Annotated in this window: 16 protein-coding genes; 9 read left to right on the forward strand and 7 right to left on the reverse strand. The window is 74.0% G+C overall.

The window, feature by feature from the left end:
- Nucleotides 1-184: 184 nt before the first annotated feature.
- Nucleotides 185-1,045, reverse strand: a complete 861-nt coding sequence (locus ABD823_RS30280; protein ID WP_344865549.1) for a sigma-70 family RNA polymerase sigma factor — start codon at nucleotides 1,043-1,045, stop codon at nucleotides 185-187.
- A gap of 272 nt (nucleotides 1,046-1,317) precedes the next feature.
- On the opposite strand from ABD823_RS30280, the gene ABD823_RS30285 reads away from it, so the two are divergent.
- The 7 genes from ABD823_RS30285 to ABD823_RS30315 all read left to right on the forward strand — a co-directional run bounded on the left by ABD823_RS30285 (nucleotide 1,318) and on the right by ABD823_RS30315 (nucleotide 9,473).
- Entirely contained in the window at nucleotides 1,318-1,800 is a 483-nt protein-coding gene (locus ABD823_RS30285; protein WP_344865551.1) for a flagellar protein FlgN, read from the forward strand.
- A 4-nt stretch (nucleotides 1,801-1,804) separates the two neighbouring features.
- On the forward strand, nucleotides 1,805-3,247 hold the full coding sequence (gene flgK, locus ABD823_RS30290) for a flagellar hook-associated protein FlgK (RefSeq protein ID WP_344865553.1): 1,443 nt from the start codon (nucleotides 1,805-1,807) through the stop codon (nucleotides 3,245-3,247).
- Between the two features lie 15 nt (nucleotides 3,248-3,262).
- Complete coding sequence (flgL, locus tag ABD823_RS30295; RefSeq protein WP_344865555.1) at nucleotides 3,263-4,144, forward strand: flagellar hook-associated protein FlgL; 882 nt, start codon at nucleotides 3,263-3,265, stop codon at nucleotides 4,142-4,144.
- 20 nt (nucleotides 4,145-4,164) lie between these two features.
- Nucleotides 4,165-4,590 carry a flagellar assembly protein FliW gene (locus ABD823_RS30300; protein ID WP_344865557.1) on the forward strand — a complete coding sequence of 142 codons (426 nt, stop codon included), beginning with the start codon at nucleotides 4,165-4,167 and terminating at the stop codon, nucleotides 4,588-4,590.
- A gap of 56 nt (nucleotides 4,591-4,646) precedes the next feature.
- Complete coding sequence (gene csrA, locus ABD823_RS30305; RefSeq protein ID WP_344865559.1) at nucleotides 4,647-4,907, forward strand: carbon storage regulator CsrA; 261 nt, start codon at nucleotides 4,647-4,649, stop codon at nucleotides 4,905-4,907.
- A 230-nt stretch (nucleotides 4,908-5,137) separates the two neighbouring features.
- On the forward strand, nucleotides 5,138-7,612 hold the full coding sequence (locus ABD823_RS30310) for a putative bifunctional diguanylate cyclase/phosphodiesterase (protein WP_344865561.1): 2,475 nt from the start codon (nucleotides 5,138-5,140) through the stop codon (nucleotides 7,610-7,612).
- Nucleotides 7,613-7,772: 160 nt separating this feature from the next.
- Entirely contained in the window at nucleotides 7,773-9,473 is a 1,701-nt protein-coding gene (locus ABD823_RS30315; RefSeq protein WP_344865563.1) for a sensor histidine kinase, read from the forward strand.
- 86 nt (nucleotides 9,474-9,559) lie between these two features.
- On the opposite strand, the gene ABD823_RS30320 is transcribed toward ABD823_RS30315, so the two are convergent.
- Genes ABD823_RS30320 through ABD823_RS30330 form a run of 3 tightly spaced genes read right to left on the reverse strand, consistent with a single transcriptional unit; the run spans nucleotide 9,560 to nucleotide 12,650 of the window.
- The gene (locus tag ABD823_RS30320; protein WP_344865565.1) at nucleotides 9,560-9,964 is read right to left on the reverse strand and encodes a DUF6009 family protein; all 405 of its coding nucleotides are present in this window, start codon (nucleotides 9,962-9,964) and stop codon (nucleotides 9,560-9,562) included.
- Nucleotides 9,961-11,541: a DNA primase family protein gene (locus ABD823_RS30325; protein ID WP_344865567.1), complete on the reverse strand. Its 1,581-nt coding sequence runs from the start codon at nucleotides 11,539-11,541 to the stop codon at nucleotides 9,961-9,963. Before ABD823_RS30325 ends, ABD823_RS30320 begins: the two co-directional genes overlap by 4 nt.
- Nucleotides 11,538-12,650, reverse strand: a complete 1,113-nt coding sequence (locus tag ABD823_RS30330) for a bifunctional DNA primase/polymerase (RefSeq protein WP_344865569.1) — start codon at nucleotides 12,648-12,650, stop codon at nucleotides 11,538-11,540. The genes ABD823_RS30325 and ABD823_RS30330 overlap by 4 nt, the downstream gene beginning before the upstream one ends.
- Before the next feature lie 876 nt (nucleotides 12,651-13,526).
- On the opposite strand from ABD823_RS30330, the gene ABD823_RS30335 reads away from it, so the two are divergent.
- Nucleotides 13,527-14,624, forward strand: a complete 1,098-nt coding sequence (locus ABD823_RS30335; RefSeq protein ID WP_425566682.1) for a hypothetical protein — start codon at nucleotides 13,527-13,529, stop codon at nucleotides 14,622-14,624.
- Nucleotides 14,625-14,753: 129 nt separating this feature from the next.
- Here the strand turns inward: ABD823_RS30335 and ABD823_RS30340 are convergent, their stop codons facing one another.
- The 3 genes from ABD823_RS30340 to ABD823_RS30350 form a co-directional block, all read right to left on the reverse strand.
- Nucleotides 14,754-16,391, reverse strand: a complete 1,638-nt coding sequence (locus ABD823_RS30340; protein ID WP_344865571.1) for a methyl-accepting chemotaxis protein — start codon at nucleotides 16,389-16,391, stop codon at nucleotides 14,754-14,756.
- A gap of 89 nt (nucleotides 16,392-16,480) precedes the next feature.
- Complete coding sequence (locus ABD823_RS30345; RefSeq protein ID WP_344865597.1) at nucleotides 16,481-16,966, reverse strand: ATP-binding protein; 486 nt, start codon at nucleotides 16,964-16,966, stop codon at nucleotides 16,481-16,483.
- A gap of 13 nt (nucleotides 16,967-16,979) precedes the next feature.
- On the reverse strand, nucleotides 16,980-17,174 hold the full coding sequence (locus ABD823_RS30350; protein ID WP_344865573.1) for a hypothetical protein: 195 nt from the start codon (nucleotides 17,172-17,174) through the stop codon (nucleotides 16,980-16,982).
- A gap of 307 nt (nucleotides 17,175-17,481) precedes the next feature.
- Here ABD823_RS30350 and ABD823_RS30355 point away from each other — a divergent pair, with 307 nt between their 5' ends.
- Entirely contained in the window at nucleotides 17,482-17,841 is a 360-nt protein-coding gene (locus ABD823_RS30355; RefSeq protein WP_344865575.1) for a response regulator, read from the forward strand.
- Nucleotides 17,842-17,844: the final 3 nt, after the last annotated feature.

Genomic DNA, 17,844 nt, shown 5'->3' on the forward strand with positions numbered 1-17,844 from the left:
TCTCCTTAGCGGGGTCGTGCCGGTCCGTCCGTGGCCCGGTCTGCCTCATCCATCGGCGGCGACCGGGGGGAGCTGAGGTTTCGGAAGGACTTTTTCCGGGTTCTTCCTCCCGGCCCGGGGGCCGGGGAATCCGTACGGCCCGCCGCTCGGGGCGGAGCTGCGGGCCGTACGGGGGTCGGGGAGGTCAGGCGGTGCGCGCGACCGGGGTGCCGAGGTGGTCGGTGAGGGCCAGGCGGCTGCGCAGGTCGCCCTTGGCGGCGATCTCGGCGTAGTAGGCGGTGCGGCGCTTGGCCACGCACCCGTCGGGGCGCTCGGGGGCCTTGACCATGGCGGGCTCCAGCTGGGCGTTCATGCCGTCGCGCAGCAGGACCAGGGCCTCGGCGCGCAGCTGGGAGACGCGGGACTCGGTCACGCCGAGCTCGGTGGCGATCTCCGCCATCGGCCGCTCCTCCAGGAAGTAGCGGGTGACGACCAGGCGCAGCCGCTGCGGGAGGGACTCGATCGCGTGGGTCAGGTAGCCGAGGCGCTCGCGGTGGAGCAGCAGCTCCTCGGGGCCGGCGGTCTGCTCGGGGACCATGTCCTCGGCGGTGCCGGGGGCGAAGCCCTGCAGGCTCAGCACGACGGCGCGCTGCACGTCCTCCTCGATGGCCTCGACCTCTTCCTCGGCGACGCCGAGGGCGGTGGCGAGCTCGCGGTTGCTCGGGGTGTGGCCGAGGGAGCTGCTGAGCTCCTGGCGGACGCTGTCGAGCTGGCGGGCCCGGCTGCGCACCGAGCGGCTGGCCCAGTCGAGGCCGCGCAGCTCGTCGACGAGGGCGCCGCGGATGCGGACGGCGGCGAAGCGGCCGAAGGGGGTGCCGCGCTCGGGGTCGAAGGAGTGGGCGGCGGCGGCCAGGGCGGCCAGGCCGGCGGAGGTGAGGTCGTCCCGGTTCACGTGGGAGGGGACCCGCATGAGGGTCTCGCGGACGATGTGGCCCACCAGCGGAAGGTGCTCGCGGACGAGGTTCTCGATCTCGCGGCTCACGGTGGTCGTGCCCTGAGTCCTCACGTACAGCCCCTTCGTGACGATGCTGGGAAGTGGTAGACCGGCCCGTTCGGTGCCGACATGAAGAGGAAACCTGCGCAAAGAGGTAGGAACCGGTTGCGTTCGGTTGCTGAACGGTTGCGGAATCTCACTTCTCGTCATCGATCGCGTACGCGCCGTCATAGTCGGCGCGATCGCGGGGGAAGTACTCAGACCCGCCCCCCGGCTGCCGACGGGATGCGGTGACGGAAGCGCGCCTCCGGCGGCGCGCCCCTACGACCGAGAAGGCGGAACGGATGGGTTTGGCCGATCTGTCGAGCACGCTGTGGCGGATCCGCGAGATGCTCGATCTGCTGCTGTTCAAGCTCGAGGAGGAGCAGCTCGTACTGGCCGCGGGCAAGACCCGCTGGCTCCCGCACGCCACCCGCGAGGTGGAGATGGTCCTGGAGCAGATCCGCAAGACCGAGGTCCTGCGCGCGGCGCAGGTGGACGAGGTGGCCGCCGAGCTCGGCCTGCCGCCCGCGCCCAGCCTGTCCGCGCTCGCCGACGCCGCCGGTGGCCCGTGGTCCGAGCTGTTCCACCAGCACCGGGCGGCGTTCCTGACCGTGACGGCGGAGATCACCGCGCTGGCCGAGGCCAACCGCGAGCTGCTCACCGTCGGCTCGCGCGCCGTCCACGAGGCGCTGATGAACGTCACGGGTTCCGTGGCGACCTACGGACGTTCCGGGGAGACGGTCGGCGGCGGCCGTTCCTCACGACTTGTCAACGAGGCGATGTAGCGAAATGAGCACCTTCTCCGGAATCTCCACCGCGCTGAGCGCCCTGTACGCCCAGCGGCAGGCGCTCGACGTGACCGGGCAGAACGTCGCCAACGCCAACACCGAGGGCTACACCCGCCAGCGGGTGGACATGAACGCGGTCGGCGGGGCGGTCACCCCGGCCAGGTACTCCACCACCGACGGCATCGGCAGCGGCGTGACCGTCTCGGGCGTCACCCGGATGCGCGACGCGTTCCTGGAGTCGCGCGGGCAGATCGAGCACGCCAAGTACGCCTACCTCGCCGGGCAGGAGGAGATCCACGCCCGCGTCGAGGAGGTCTTCAACGAGCCCAGCGACACCGGCATCCAGTCCCAGCTGTCGGACTACTGGAACGCCTGGCACGACGTCGTCAACCAGCCCGGCGACCTGGCCGCCCGCGCGCAGCTGCTGCAGCGCGGCGGCACCGTCGCCGACAGCCTGCGCAGCGCCGACGACGCGCTGGACTCGCTGTGGAACAGCACGCTCACCCAGGTCGACTCCCTGGTCACCGAGGTGAACACCGCGGCCGACACCATCTCCCAGCTCAACAAGGCGATCGTGCGCGCCACCGCGGCGGGCCTGCCCGCCAACGAGCTCGCCGACGAGCGCGACGGCCTCGTGCTGCGGCTCGCCGAGCTCACCGGCGCCACCTCCAAGAGCCTGGACAACGGCGCGGTCGACGTCTACCTCGGCGGCGCCAAGCTGGTCGAGGGGGCGGCCTTCCGGGAGCTGAAGGTGGCCGGCGCCGGCTCGATGCGCGACGTGATGGCCGACCCGTCCAACCCGGTCGCCCTGCAGTGGAAGGACACCGGCGCCGACGCCGGCGTCACCTCCGGCCAGCTCGCCTCCTCGCTGCACTCGCTCAACACGGTCCTGCCGGAGTACACGGCCAGGCTGGACGAGGTGGCGGGCAGGCTCGCCGCCACCGTCAACACCCAGCACGCCAGGGGCTACGACCTGAACGGCGCCGCGGGCGGCGACTTCTTCACCGCCACGACCGGCACGGCGATCACCGCCGCGACGATCACCGTCGGCATCGGCGACCCGGCGAAGGTCGCGGCCTCGTCCGTGGCGCCCACCCCTAGGACCGACGGCGACGGCAACCCGCTCCCGCCCACCGGGAACCTGGACGCCGGCAACGCCGACGCCCTGGCGGAGCTCGCCACGGCCGCCGGCGGCCCCGACCGGTACTACCGGGAGGCCGTGACCGCGCTGGGCGTCGCCTCCCAGGCCGCGCAGCGGAGGACCGCGATCCAGGCCACCGTGGCGCAGAACAACGACGCGCAGCGCGCCGCCCAGTCGGGCGTCAGCCTGGACGAGGAGATGGCGAACATGCTCCTCTACCAGCGCGCCTACCAGGCCGCCTCGCAGGTGATCAACACGATCAACAGCACCTTCGACTCCCTCTTCGGCATGATCCGGGGCTGATGACCTATGACGTACATGCGCGTTACCGAGCGCTCCATCTCCACCAGGGTTCTCAACAACCTGCAGGGCAACGTCTCCCGCCTGGAGGAGCTGCAGGTGCGGCTGTCCGGCGGCAAGCAGCTCGCCCGGCCGTCGGACTCCCCCGCGGGCACGACCTCGGCGCTGTCCCTGCGCAGCGACATCCGCACGCAGGAGCAGTACCTGCGCAACGCCGACGACGGCCTGGGCTGGCTCGGCACCATCGACACCGCGCTGACCAGCGCCAACAGCCAGGTGAACCGGGCCAGGGAGCTGGTGCTGCAGGGCATGTCGTCCGGCGCCGGCGGCTCGGTCAGCGCGCGCACCGCGCTGGCCACCGAGATCGAGCACATCCGGGACTCGCTGATCGGCGTGGCGAACACCACCTACCTGGGCCGGCCCGTCTTCGGCGGCGCCGCGTCCGGTTCGCTGGCCTACGACGAGAACGGGACCCACCTCGGCCAGGGCGGCGAGGTGCTCCGCACGATCGGGGACAACACCAAGATCGCGGTCAACTCCGACGGCGAGAAGGTCTTCGGCACCGGCGACACGCAGCTGTTCAAGGTGCTGACCGACATCGCCGACCACCTGAGGAACGACCCGTCGGCCCTCGGCGGCGACCTGGGCCGCCTCGACACGGCCATCGACGCCATGCAGACCGAGGTCGCCGACGTCGGTGCCCGTTACAATCGCGTGACACAGATGCGCGACACCGCCGACGCCCGGATCCTGAGCCTCAAGACCCAGCTGTCCGACATCGAGGACATCGACCTGCCCAAGACGATCACCGAGCTGACCCTGCAGCAGACCGCCTACCAGGCGGCGCTGGCGGCGACGGCCCGGGTCGTGCAGCCCTCTCTCGTGGACTTCCTGAAGTGATCTCTGTTAAGGACCGCCCGATGAACGCAGACACCGCTGCCCCGGCGGGCACCACCGGCGGCGACCTGCCGTCGATCGAGTTCGTCTGCCCGATGCCGGGCTTCGCGGGCAACCGCCGGTTCGTGCTCGTCCGCGTCGACGAGGACGGCCTGCTGTACTCCCTGCGTTCGCTGGAGGACCCGGACCTGCGCTTCCTGGTCATCTCGCCGCACCCGTTCTTCCCGTCCTACGAGCCGGAGATCGACGACGCGACCCTGGACATGCTCGGCGTGGACCAGACCGCGGAGCTGCTCGTGCTGCTCATCGTCACGGCGCCGGGCTCGATCACCGAGGCCACCGCCAACCTGCTGGCCCCGATCGTGGTGGACACCCGCACCCGCCGGGCCGTCCAGACCGTGCTCAGCGGTTCGGACCTGCCGGTCCGGGCTCCGCTGGTATCCGCCTGAGATCGGTTAGGCTGCCGGTACCCCCGGTGAAGCAGCGGTGACAGAAGGAGGCGCGCGTGCTGGTGCTGACCCGCCGCTCGGGGGAGAGCCTGATGATCGGTGACGACGTCGTCGTCACCGTGCTCGACGTCCGGGGAGACGTGGTCCGGATCGGCATCCGCGCGCCGCGGTCCGTGCCGGTGCACCGCGAGGAGATCTTCCGCGAGCTGCAGGCGGCCAACCGCGAGGCCGCCTCGCCGAACGAGGAGACGCTGGCCGCGCTCCGCCGCATGCTGCGCCCCGGCGGGTCCGGAGCGCCGGACCGGCCGGAGCCGTAGGGCGGGTCTCCCGGCCACCGCCTCCCCGGGCGGTCCCCGTCCGGCCCGGCGGCCCGTCCGCCGGGCCGCCGTCCACCCGCCCGTCCGTCCGTCCACCCGCCGACCGAACCGCCCCGTACCCCGGCCGCCCCGCCCCCGCCCCCGCCGGGCGGAGGCCGGCGGGGGCGGGCCCGACGACCCTCCGCCCGGGCGACGAGGAGATCCGCCCGCCGGGCGGACAAGAGAAGACCATGAGCCGGACATCCCGTGGAGTCACCCCGACCGGCGGCGCGCGCCCGATCCGCGCGCCGTACGGCTGGCCGGCGTACCTCCTGGCGGGCGGCGCGCTGACCCTGGCCGCGCCGCTGCTGTCCGCCCTCTCGCCCGTCCTGGACGCCCTGTGCTGGGTGGTGATCCAGGGGTCGTCCGCGGCGGCCGTCATCGCCGGGATCCGCCGCAACGGCCTGGGCCGCCTGTGGGCCTGGCGGCTGATCGGCGTGACCGTCACGCTCGCCTGGGTGGGGTCGGCGGCGTTCTGGGGCGTCGGCTGGACCTGGCTGGAGATCCCCCTGTTCCGGCACCTCTACCAGGTCAGCACCCTGGTCACGTACGGCCTGGGCCTGACCGCGCTGGTGCTGATAGGGCTGCGGACCAGCGGCTCGCGCCGGGCCGGGCTGCTGGACGGCGCGATCATCACCGTCGGCGTGGCCCTGCCGTTCTGGGCCTTCTTCATCAACCCGGTGATCGACCGGAGCGGCTACTCCGGCGCGGAGCTCGCCTTCGCGCTCTCCACGCCCGTCATCGACCTGTTCCTGCTGGGCATGGTCCTGCGGATGGCCTCCGACAACGGGCGGGCGCCGTGGCTGGTGCTGCTCAGCGCCTCCTACGTCTCCCTGTTCGTCGCGGACGCGGCCTACCTGCTCGCCCTGGCCGCGAACCGGCCGGCCGGCGCCGTCTCCATGGTCGGCTGGCTGGGCTGGGCCGTCCTGGTGGGCGGCTCCGCGCTGCACCCGAGCGTGGCGGGCACGCAGCAGGTGACGACCCCCGTCGTCTCCGGCCGGGCGCGGATCACGGTGTTCCTGGCGCTGGCCTCGCTCGGCCCGCTGACGGCCGGGGCGGGCATCGTGATCACCGGGCACGACCGCGCCGGCTCCTACGACGGCACCACCGTCATCGTGCTGACCGTGCTGCTGGCCGTCCTGCTCGTCCTGCGCCTCAACCTCGTCGCCCACCTCGCCGAGGACCGCGCCCGCACCCTCGATCGGCAGGCCGGCCGCCTCACCGTCCAGGCCCACCGGCTCGCCGACACCCTCCACCACCAGGAACTCCTCCAGCGCAGCCTCGCCCACCGCGCCAGCCACGACCCCCTCACCGGCCTGGCCAACCGCGCCCTGTTCACCGAGGTCCTCCAGGCCGCCCTCGCCGACCCCGGCCCCCCGGCCCCCTCCCTGCTCCTGCTCGACCTCGACGACTTCAAGGACGTCAACGACGCCTACGGCCACCCCGTCGGCGACGACCTGCTCCTCACCGTCGCCCACCGCCTGCGCGCCCTCACCGACACCCCCGTCCTCCCCGCCGGCACCGGGACCGGCGACGGCGACGGCGACGGCACGCCCCCCGAGGCCACCCGCACCGGCCGCACCCTCGCCCGCCTCGGCGGCGACGAGTTCGCCCTCCTGCTCACCGGCGCCGCCCCCCGGGCCGCCGCCCACCTGGCGGACCAGATCCTCACCGCCCTACGCGCCCCCTACCACCTGCACCAGCGCGAGATCCACCTCACCGCCAGCATCGGCCTGCTCACCGGCACCCCGACCCACAGCCCCACCGACGCCCTGCGCGACGCCGACCTGGCCCTGCACGCCGCCAAGACCACCGGCAAGAACCGCGCCGTCCGCTTCAGCCCCGACCTGCGCACCCGCCACCTGCGCCACGTCCACCTGGCCCACGCCCTGCGCCACGCCCGCAGCCGCGGCGAGCTCACCCTCGCCTACCAGCCGATCATCGACCTGGCCACCGGCGCCCCCACCGCCGTCGAAGCCCTCCTGCGCTGGCACCCCGCAGACGGCACCCCCATCGGCCCCGGCACCTTCATCCCCATCGCCGAGGCCACCGACCTGATCACCGAGCTCGGCCACTGGGTCCTGACGCGGGCCACCGCCGACGCCGCCGCCTGGCACCGCACCCACCGCACCGCCGTCACCGTCAACGTCTCCGGCCGCCAGCTGCGCGACCCCGCCTTCCCCGGCGCCGTCGCCGCCGCCCTGCGGGCCGCCGGCCTGCCCCCGCACGCGCTCATCCTCGAGATCACCGAGAACACCCTGCTGGCCACCACCCCCGACCAGACCGCCCGCCTCACCGCCGCCCTGGCCCGCCTGCGCGAGAGCGGCGTCCGCATCGCCCTGGACGACTTCGGCACCGGCTACTCCTCCCTGGCCTACCTGCCCACCCTGCCCGTCGACATCCTCAAGATCGACCGCTCTTTCACCACCTCCCCCGCCCACACCGACCACCACCGCACCCGCGCGTTCACCAAGGCCATCCTCGACATCTCGGCCAGCCTGGACCTGACCACCATCGTCGAAGGCGTCGAAACCCCCGACCAGGCCGACCTGCTCCGCACCCTGGGCGCCCGTCTCGCCCAGGGCCACCTGTTCTGCCGCCCCGTGCCCGCCGACCGCGTCCCCGGTCTGCTGGCCGCCGCCCCCTGGCACCCCACCCTCACCTGAGCGTCCCGCAGCCGCCGCTCCCCGCACCGCACCGGCCGGCCTGCGGCCGGACCGGTAATCCGGCCGCAGGCGGGCAGGGGACCCGCAGGGGGAGCGGACCAGGGGGTCGGGGGTGACCGGGACAGGTACGCACGCCGGCGGCACGGCCGGGGATCCGGCGGTGGGTCCGGTCGGGGATCCGGCGGTCGACCCGGGTGCCGGGCCCACGGAGCGGTACGTGCTGCGCGACCGCTTCGCCGTCCTGCTCGCCCCCGTGGTGTGGCTGCTGCTGGTGGCGGTCGGAGCGGCGGCGTGGGTGTGGATCGGCCGGCTGCAGCGCAGCGCCGCGGACCAGGGCCTCACCCAGCGCACCCGGGTGGCGGCCGAGTTCACCGAGATCTACCTGGACCGCACCGCGCGCCGGCAACGCGAGGACGCCGAACGGCTCCTGGCCGGGGCGGACGTCGGCCAGCGGGAGTTCGAGCTGTTCGGGGCCGCGTTCGGGTACCGGGTGACGGTCCTGATCGACGGGCGCGGCCGCGTCATGCGGGTCTCCCCCGAGGTCCCCGGCCTGGCCGGGCGCGACCTGTCGGCCGGCCTGCGGTACGTCCGTCCGGCCGTGCAGCGGCACGCGGCCGTCGTCACCAACGTCTACATGTCCCCGATCATCGAGGAGTCGCTCATCGCGATCGCCGTGCCGTTCCGCACGCCGTACGGTGAGCGGATCTTCAGCGGCGGGTTCGTCGCCTCCGAGAGCCCGCTCGGCGTCTACCTGGACCGGGCCGTCGTCCCCCCGCACGGCAACGCGTACTGCGTCGACCGGGCCGGGAACATCGTGGCGGCCACGGCGGTCCTCGGCCCCGAGGTCACCCCGCTGTCCCGGCTCGACCCGGAGCTCGCCGCGGCGCTGGAGCGGCACCCGGAGGGCGACTACCGCTCCGGCGGCGCGCAGCGGCGCTACACCTCCGTCCCGATCGGGACGACCGACTGGCGGCTGGTGACCGAGGCCCCCCACCAGGAGATGTACACCGGCGCGAACGAGGTCCAGCGGCGGTTCGGGCTCGTGCTGCTGGCGGGCGGCGCGGCCGGCCTCGCCGTCGCCGCCGCCGTGAGCGTCACCACCCACCGGCGGCGGCGGGGGGAGCGGCGGCTGCGCCGCCTGACCGCGCGCTACGCCGGCCAGGCCGCGGAACTGCGGGCCGTGAACGAGGAGCTGAAACTGCTCGCCGCCAGCGTCTCCCACGACCTGCGCACCCCCCTGGCCGCCATCAACGGGTACGCGGAGGTCCTCGCCGAGGAGGTCCCGGACGGGATGCCCCCCGAGGAGACGGCCCGCTTCCTGGAGCGGATCCGGCGCAACACGGCCAGGATGGGGGACCTCATCGACGCCCTGATGGCGTTCTCCCGCCTGCGGCGCGGCGGGTTCCACCCCCGGACCGTGGACCTGGCCGCGCTCACCCGCGAGGTCTGGGACGACCTGGCCGCGCACCGCGACGCGCGCGACATCCGGTTCGAGCTGGCCGAGCTGCCGCCCTGCCGCGGCGATCCCGACCTGCTCCGGCAGGTGATGCTCACCCTGCTCGACAACGCGATCGGCTCCACCCGCGACCGGGCCGCCGCGCACATCGAGGTGGGCAGCAGGCCGGGCGCGGGCGGCCGCACCGCCTACTACGTCCGGGACGACGGCGCCGGGTTCCCCCCGGACCAGGCGGAGCAGCTGTTCAGGCCGTTCGAACGGCTGCACACGACCGGGACCTACCAGGGGTCCGGGATGGGCCTCAACCTCGCCCGCCGCATCATCGCCCGGCACCGCGGCGACATGTGGGCCGAATCCTCCCCGGGGAGGGGGAGCGTCTTCTCCTTCACCCTGCCGTTCGCGTGACCGGGCGCCTCCGGACGCTTGGACGCGCGCCCGGCCCCCGGGTGCGCGTCCCGGCGCGTCCGCCGGGGCACGCGCCCGGACGGGCCTCACGCCTTGGGCAGGGTGCGGCCGAGTTCGAGCATGGCCTCGGAGGCGGGTCCGCCCTCGGAGCGCTCGGTCTTGTAGCCGGCGACCTTCGGCGCCACGGTGCGGGGGTCGACGGCCTCGGAGGGGGCGCCGGTGGCGTACAGGCCGTCGGGCTGCTGGTCGCGGTCGTGCGGCAGCAGCCAGAACACCCGGCGGCGGAAGGTGCCGGAGGCCGCCGACGCCTTCGCCTCGGGTCCGATGATCGCGTAGCCGACCATGCGGCCGTCGCGGTGGTAGGGCGGCTTGCGCTTGCGGCTGGGCAGCCGGTCCAGCGACTGGCGGACGTAGTCGAGCGGCTCGATGTCCTCCAGCCAGACGAGCTCGGTCTCGTGGACGAGATCCTCGGGGTCGATCAGCGCACTCACGCGCCTTCCTCCTCGGCGTGAAGGTCGGAGATCAGGCCGATCCCCGGGTAGTACTTGCGCGAGTTGGACAGGACCATCTGCCGGGGCGAGGACAGCCCCACGGCCTCGCGGACGCGGGCCGCGAACGCGCGGGCGGACACGGGGGTGGCGCCCTCGAAACCGCACCAGCGCGCGTACTCGGTGTACAGGTGGGCCTGCTCTGCTCTCATGCCGGCATCGAGTTTGCACGCCTCGGAGATGAAGCGCCCCACGTGGTCCTCCGTTTCCGCGTAGGCGTCGGTGGCCAGCCGTACCCGCTGCGGCCCGCTCAGGTCCTTCTCCCCTGCCAGGTAGCGGCGGGCGCCGTCGACCAGCCACGCGAGAATGCCCGGTCCCTCCTCCTGTACGAGGACACGCGCCAGGTTGTCAATCTTGCGTTCCTCGGAGACGACCCGCTCGAACGGGATCAGCCGGATGCGCCGCCAGAACGCGAACCCGCCGCTGGAGACCTCGGGGCGGTGGTTGCCCAGCAGCCACAGGTGGTGGGTGGGGTCGAAGGAGAAGAAGTCCTGGCGCATCCGCCGGGCCTTGATCTTGTCGCCGCCGGTGAGCAGCTTGACGCGGGCCTCGTCGAACTTGTCGCCGGGCTTGAGCTCGGAGCAGACGATGATGCGCCGGCCGTGCAGCTCGGCCAGGTCGGTGGGGTGGCCGTCGAACGTCTTGGCCATGAGGAAGCCCGGCGGGGCCGCGTCGGCGTAGTCGCCCAGCAGCTGCAGCATCACCTCCAGCAGCACCGACTTGCCGTTCTTGCCCTGGCCGTACAGGAACGGCAGCACCTGGGCGCCGACGTCGCCGGTGACGGAGTAGCCGAGCAGCAGGTGCAGGAAGTCGATGGTCTGCCGGCCCTCGGCGTCGGTGCCGAAGATGTCGCCGAGGAAGCGCTCCCAGCGGGGGGTGGGCATGCGCTCGGGCGAGACCGTGGTGGAGCGCGAGTGGAAGTGCCGGGCCGGGTCGGGCGGGGTGATGACCCCGGTGTGCAGGTCGACGACGCCGGCGGGCGTGCACAGCGCGTACGGGTCGGCGTCCAGCAGCTCGGCGCCGAGCACCATGCCGGGGGCGGCCTTGGCCTGGGTCAGCAGGGCCTTCATCCCGGAGGTGGACAGGGAGCGGCGCCGGTGGCGGCGCAGGTCCCGCTCGGTGAAGACGCCGCGGGGGTCGGTCACCGCGATGTTCTCGGCCATCTCCCCCGCCGCCCACACGACGGTGTCGCTCTCGTCGAGCTCCCAGCGGTGCCCGGCCCAGCGGTACCAGCCCAGGCCGGGCACGTGCCGGAAGTCCTTGCCGTACAGGCGCACGAACAGCTTGGCGTTGCCGCGGTCGGACAGCGAGTCCGGCAGCAGGCCCTCGGCGGTGACGTCCCCGGAGCCCGCCGCCGGGTCCGCTCCGGGGCCCGCCTCGGCCGGCAGGCGGGGCAACCGGGGCTCCGCCGTGGCGCGGGCCGCGGGCCCGGCGGGCGCGGTGGCGGGGAGCGGCAGGTCGAGCATCTGCTGGGCGACCGCGGCCGGGTCGAAACCCCCCTGCCCTGGTGAGGGATTCATGAGCGTCCTCTGATGTGAAGCGGGCGCCGGGCCCCGGCCGCCATGCCGCTGCGGATGATCTGGGCGCAGCGCCGGTCCTGGCCGGGGCGGGCCTGGGCGGCGGCCTCGGCGAGCAGCCGCTCGGCCTCCGCCCGCGGGATGTGCCCGGCGGCGACGAGGCCGCCGGCGGTGTAGGCGGCCGTGTTGAGCTTGCCGCTGAAGCCCGCGCCCTCCGGTACGGCGGCGCACGCGACGACCTCGGCCAGGACCGCGTCGAGGGCGCGGGCGGCACCGCGCCGCCCCCCGCCGGCCCGCACGACGGCCTGCCGGGCCCGGGGCGGCACCGCGGGGGCCGCGTCCGGGGCGCAGGCCTGCTCGCCCGCGGGCCCGGCGCGGTGCCCGGTCCTGGTGAGCTCGCGGGCGAGCCACTGCGGCAGCGGGGCGGGCCTGCGGCACTCCCCGAGGGGCGTGTAGGCGCCGTCGCCGGTCCTGGTCCCGGGGGCGATGATGTAGCCGCCGCCCGCCCGGACGTCGACCTGCCAGGCCAGGGCCCGGCCGGTGCCGGCGGCCGAGCCCACCGAGCAGAGGAAGGGGCCGGCGCCCTCGGCGCGGTACCACACGTGCAGGCCGCCCGAGGGGGTGCGGACCCGCAGCGTTCCGGAGTCCTGCGCCGGGTCGGGGGCGCCGCGCAGCGCCGCCAGCAGCGCGAGCGTGTGGAAGCCGTTCTCCAGGCCGGTGAGGTCGACCCCGTCGTGGACGGGGATGCCCGGCAGGATGCGGTCGCGCGCGGGCACCGGGGCGGGGTGGGCGTCGACGTCGAGGACGACCAGGCCCGCCGGGCCGCAGGCGACGCCGACCCCGAAGCCGGGGTTGGCCCCCCACCAGGCGGCGATCAGCCCCGGGTCGGTGGTGGCGGCGTGGAAGCCGTGGCACCAGCGCCCGGCCGGGACGCAGGGGCAGTCCGCCGGGGCGTGGTCCCGTTCCTGGCAGGAGCGGCAGTTGCCCGCCGGGGTCTTCCGCCCGGGGGCGAGCGGGTGGACGGGCCAGCCCTGTGCGGCGCACCAGCGGGCGACCGCCGCCGGCTCGCGGCGCGGCATGGACCGGTGGAGATCCTCCTGTGGCGGGTTCACCTCATCCCTCCGTGCGCTGGCCGATCCGGTCGGCGTCCGGGTCTCCCGCCGGGGCGGTCGCTCACGCAGTGACCGAAGCGACTGAAGCGACTGAAGATCCGAACTTCAGCACAGGCTAGCGGACCCGCCCGCGCCGGTGCGGGAAGACGGGCCCGTGATCGTCGTCGGGCGAGGTGGGGGCTGGGTGACCGGGCGCGGCGGACCGGCCGGCGGGACCCGGCGGGCCGCCGTGGGACCGGTGAGCGACCGTCGAGCGACCGAACCCGGGGCGCAGCGACTGAGCCGCTTCGGTCGCTGCCTCGGGTCGCTGGAATGAAACCCGAGGTCACGGCCGGTTTCGCAACCGGAAAAGCGACTGAAGCGACTGAAGGTCCGGGTCTATGACGCGCACGCGCGTGAGTAAATTCCGGTCATATACCGGAACCCCGGTCGCTTCGGTCGCTGGAGACCTTTGAAACGGCCGCTGACCTGCGCGTTCATCAGCGACCGAAGCGCAGCGACCGAAGCGGCCGCCGGTCGCTGCCGGTCGCCGCGCCCCCCCGGACGGGAGGACCGCGACCGAAGCGACCGAAGCGACCGAAACCAGAGATCATCATGACGTTCTACGCGGTGCTCCCGGGCCGATCCGGCGGGCGTCCGCCGCCCCGCCGGCTCCCCTCCGGGCGGGCGCGACCGCGGGCTCCGGCCGCCCGCAGGGACACCGGGACCGACGGGATTAACGATTCCCGCCGCCCGCAACCGGGCTGCACCCCCGCTGCACTGGATCCGCTACGTCGCCCCGGCTTACTCGGGGTACGCGGCCGTCACGGCGGCCCGCGCCGGCTACGCACCACGGCCGGACGCCTCTGTCCCCGTCGGTAAGGACCCGCGTTCTCCATGACGTTCACCGCCCGCCTCGCCCGCCGCCCGCTGAACGCGGTCCTGGGCCTGTCGCTGGCCGCCGGGACGGCCTCCGCCGTGGCAGGCCCGGCCTCCGCCGAGGCCCGGCAGGCGCAGGTGATGCTCAAGGGGTCGACGACCGCCTCCTACTACTGGGACGACGCCTCGGGCCGCAACGGCGACACCGGCCTGCCCGCCTCGGGCAAGCCCATGCAGAAGGGCCTGGCCGCCTCCCCCTCCTGGCCGCTGATGACCGAGGGCTATGTGCTCTACAAGGGCAGGAAGGCGCCGTTCTTCGTGGGCGACCGCGGCCCGGGCATCCCCTCTGACCGGGGCGTGATGCTGGACCTGGACGCCAAGACCTTCGCCGAGCTGACCGGCGGGCAGTTCAACGCCGAGACCCTGGGCGTGGACGGCAACGGCGGGCTGGGCCACATCGAGGTCGACTACGTCGTCACCAAGTGGGGCAAGGGCGTGGGCAGGAAGGACCACCCGGTGCCGTTCGCCACCGGCGCCTGGGCCGTGCAGGACGACGACCCGGCCGCACCCGTCACGGAGCCCGCCGCGAAGCCCGCCGCGGAGTCCCCGACGGCGGCGAAGAAGTCCGGGTCCGTGAAGCCCACCCGGAAGCCGTCCGCCGGGAGCACAGCCAAGGCCGCGTCCGAGACCCCCGTGAAGGCCCCCGTGAAGGCCCCCGCGAAGACCTCGGCGAAGACCTCCGTCGGGAGCACGGCGGAGACGGCGGCCAGGAGCACGGAGGCGGACGCCCCGGCTCCGGAGCGGACCGCCGCCGCACCGGCCGCGCGGTCCGGGGCCGCCCCCGCGGCGACCGGCACCTCGACCCCGGCCACGAGCGCCGCCCCCGCCCGGGAGCAGGCCCCCGCGCCCACCGCGACCCCCACGACCCCTGCCACCCCGGCCCCGGGCGCGTCCGCCCCGGCGCCCCTGGTGGCCGACCACGTCCTGGCGGCCGACGGCGCGGAGGGCCCGTTCGTCCCGGCCGGGTTCGTCTTCGCCCTGCTCCTGCTGGGCGCCACCGGCTGCTACGCCGGCGTGCGCCTGCTCGCCGCCCGGCTGGTCCGCGCGCGCCGCTGACCCGTCAGACGATCCCCTCCGCACACCCCCCGCCCCGTCCCCCGCGGGAAACCACGAGGCCGCCGCCAGGATGTCTCCGGCGGCGGCCTCGTCGCGTCCGGGCCGCCCGGCGAGGGCGGCCCGGCGGGATCAGATCCGGAACCGGGTGATCAGCTCGTGCAGCGAGCGGCTCATCCCGGCCAGTTCGTCCGCGGTCCGGCGCGACTCCTCCACGCCCTCGGTGGTGACGGCGGCCGCCCGGGCGACCCCGGCGATGTTGGCCGCGATCTCGTTGCTGGAGGTGGCGGCCTCGGCGACGTTGCGGTTCATCTCGTTGGTGGTGGCGGTCTGCTCCTCCACCGCCGCGGCGATGGCCGCCTGGTGGGTGTCGATCCGGCCGGTGATGGCGCTGATGCGGTCGATGGCCTCCATGGCGCCGGCGACGTCGGACTGGATGGCCTGCACCCGGCGGCCGATGTCCTCGGTCGCCTTGGCGGTCTCCTGGGCCAGGTCCTTGACCTCGCCGGCCACGACCGCGAAGCCCTTGCCGGCGTCGCCGGCCCGGGCGGCCTCGATGGTGGCGTTGAGTGCCAGCAGGTTCGTCTGCTCGGCGATCGAGGTGATCGTCTTGACCACGTCGCCGATCTCCGCCGACGACGCGCCCAGCTGCGCCATCAGGGCGTTGGTGCTCCCGGCGACCTCGACCGCCTCGGCGGCGACCCTGGCGGCCTCGGAGGTGCTCTGGGAGATCTCCGCGATCGCCGAGCTCATCTGCTCGCCGCCGGTGGCCACGACCTCCACGTTGTGGGAGACCTCGGCGGCGGCGGAGGCCACCACGCCGGACTGGGCGCTGGTCTCCTCCGCGGAGGCGGCGATGCGCTCCGACACCCGCGACAGGGTCGCGGCGGAGCCGGCCATGGACTCGGCGTAGGAGGCCAGCGAGGAGGTGTTGGCGTGCATGACCTCGATGGAGCGGTCCAGCGCCTGGCTGACCCGGCCGAGCTCGTCGCGCCGGTCCAGGCCCGAGCGCGCGGTCAGGTCACCGGTGGACAGGCGGCCCAGCGTGGCGACGAGCACCCCGAGCGGGCGCACGATGGAGCGCGTCACCGAGACGCTGGCGACCACGGCCACCAGCAGCGCCACGATCAGCGTGCCCAGCAGGACCCGCTCGCCCGTGGCGTCGACCTGCGCGGCCTCGGCCCGCAGGGCGGTGATGCGCTCGCTGATGGACTTCTGCAGCGCCGCGCCGGTCTCGACGCCCACGACCCAGGCGTCGCTGGCGGGACCGCCGTTGATGCTCTCCATGGCGGCGGTGCGGGACTCCAGCGTGTTCTGGGCGAGCAGCTCCATGACCTTGTCGTCCTCGACGAAGAACTGCTCCCAGGCGGGCTCGAGCTTGTCGAACTGCGCCCGCTCGGCCGCCGTCAGGTGCTCGGCGTGGGTGTCGTCCAGGGCTTTGAAGAGGGCCTTCTTGCTGTCCAGCTCGCCCTCGCGGTTCATCGAGTCGGGCCGGGTCGCGGCCTCGCCGCCCATGGCGGTGCCGGCGTCGGCGGCGACCAGCGCCTGCCAGCCGGTGAGGTCGGCGACGTGGTAGGTGAAGGTCTGGATGTCGTCCTCGACCTGTTCGAGCTGGTCCAGCCGGGTGGCGATGTCGTCCTGGCGGTCGAGCGCCCACCAGCCGGAGCCGACCGCGACGGCGATGAGCAGCGCCACCAGGGCGAAGGACAGACCGAGCCGTTTGCCGACTCCGAGGTTGTGCAGACGGGACATGGTGGGGTTCTTCCTCATGGTGGATGGATGCGCCGCCGGGGCGGCGGGTGGAGACCGGCCGGGCGGGCACGGGCGGCCGGGTCGATCGGGGAGGGACGGGGCGGGCGTCAGTCCTGGGGCAGCTCGAACCAGACCACGCGCCCGGAGGCGTCGCCGGACTGGCCCCAGCGGGCCGCGCACAGCTCCACGATGGCCAGCCCCCGCCCGCCGGGCAGCTGCTCGGCGTCGGGGTCCGGCCGGCGCACCCGCGGGGCCCCGGCCGTGCCGCCCGCGTCGGCGACCTCCACCCGGAGGGATCCGCCGACGAGGTAGACGCTGACCTCGAAGAAGCCGTCCGCGCCGCTGCCGGTGTGCTGCACGGCGTTGGTGGCCAGCTCGGAGGTGAGCAGGACCGCCTGCTCGGCCGCGGCGCGGTCGCCGACCGCGAGCGCCACGAAGCGGCGGGCCTGGCCCACCTGCTCGGGCAGGCCCGCGAAGCGGCGGCGCATCAGCAGCGTCCAGGCCCGGTCGCCGTCGCTCCGGGGGGTGGCGGCGGAGCCCGGTGGGGCCGCGTCAGGCCGCGCGGGCCGGGTGAAGTGCTTGTCGTCGGTCATGGTCGTCACGCGTTCAGATGAGCGCGATGTCCTGCTCGACGCTGGTCGCCGTGAGATACAGCTCGAACCACGTCTCGTCGTCCACCGAGGCCGGGATCCACGAGGAGCGGACCCGGTGCCGCTCCTCCTCGTACTGCAGGGCGAACACGCGCATCTCGCGTATCCAGCGCGGATCGACCTCCCGGACGATCGCCTCGAACTCCCGCATCTTCCGTCTCTCCTCAATCCGTTGAGCGATCCACTCGTCAATCCCTGACGTGGGCTCCTCCCGTCTCCGTCCGGAGGCACGGGTCGCCACTCCGACATTCGGCAGTGGGGCGGCCGCCTGAAGGTGCGGCCCGGGTGCTTTTCGGGAGCGATCTTCACCGGAGCACCCGATCACCACGTAATGAATTCGGTTGGTAACATTCCGAAATGAGGTGTCCGGGCAGGGGGGTCCGGTTCGCATCTCGATCCTGGGCGCGTCCGGACGGGCGGCCCCGGGTCAGGGGGCCGATATCGGGTGGGGGACGCTGGTGCAGCCTCGAGTACTGGTCATCGAGGACGAGCAGGACGTCTGCGATCTGCTGCGGCGTCACCTCAGCGGCCTGGGGTGCGAGGTCCGGACCGCCGACAACGGGGAGCTCGGTCTCCTGCTGGCCGTGACCGACCCTCCGGACCTGGTGGTCCTCGACATACGCCTGCCGGGAGTCGACGGCAGGCAGGTGGCCCGCGCGCTGCAGGCCGATCCGCGCACCCGCGGCTGCAGGATCGTCGTCACATCCGTCCTCGACGCGGAGGACCTCCTCGACATCAACGCCGACGCCGTCCTCCCCAAGCCGTTCCGGCGAGCCGACGTCAAGAGAGCCGTGGACTCACTGTGGGAGGTGAACTGACGC

Origin of the sequence: Planomonospora alba, from assembly GCF_039534085.1 — a bacterium.
Lineage (GTDB): Bacteria > Actinomycetota > Actinomycetes > Streptosporangiales > Streptosporangiaceae > Planomonospora_B > Planomonospora_B alba.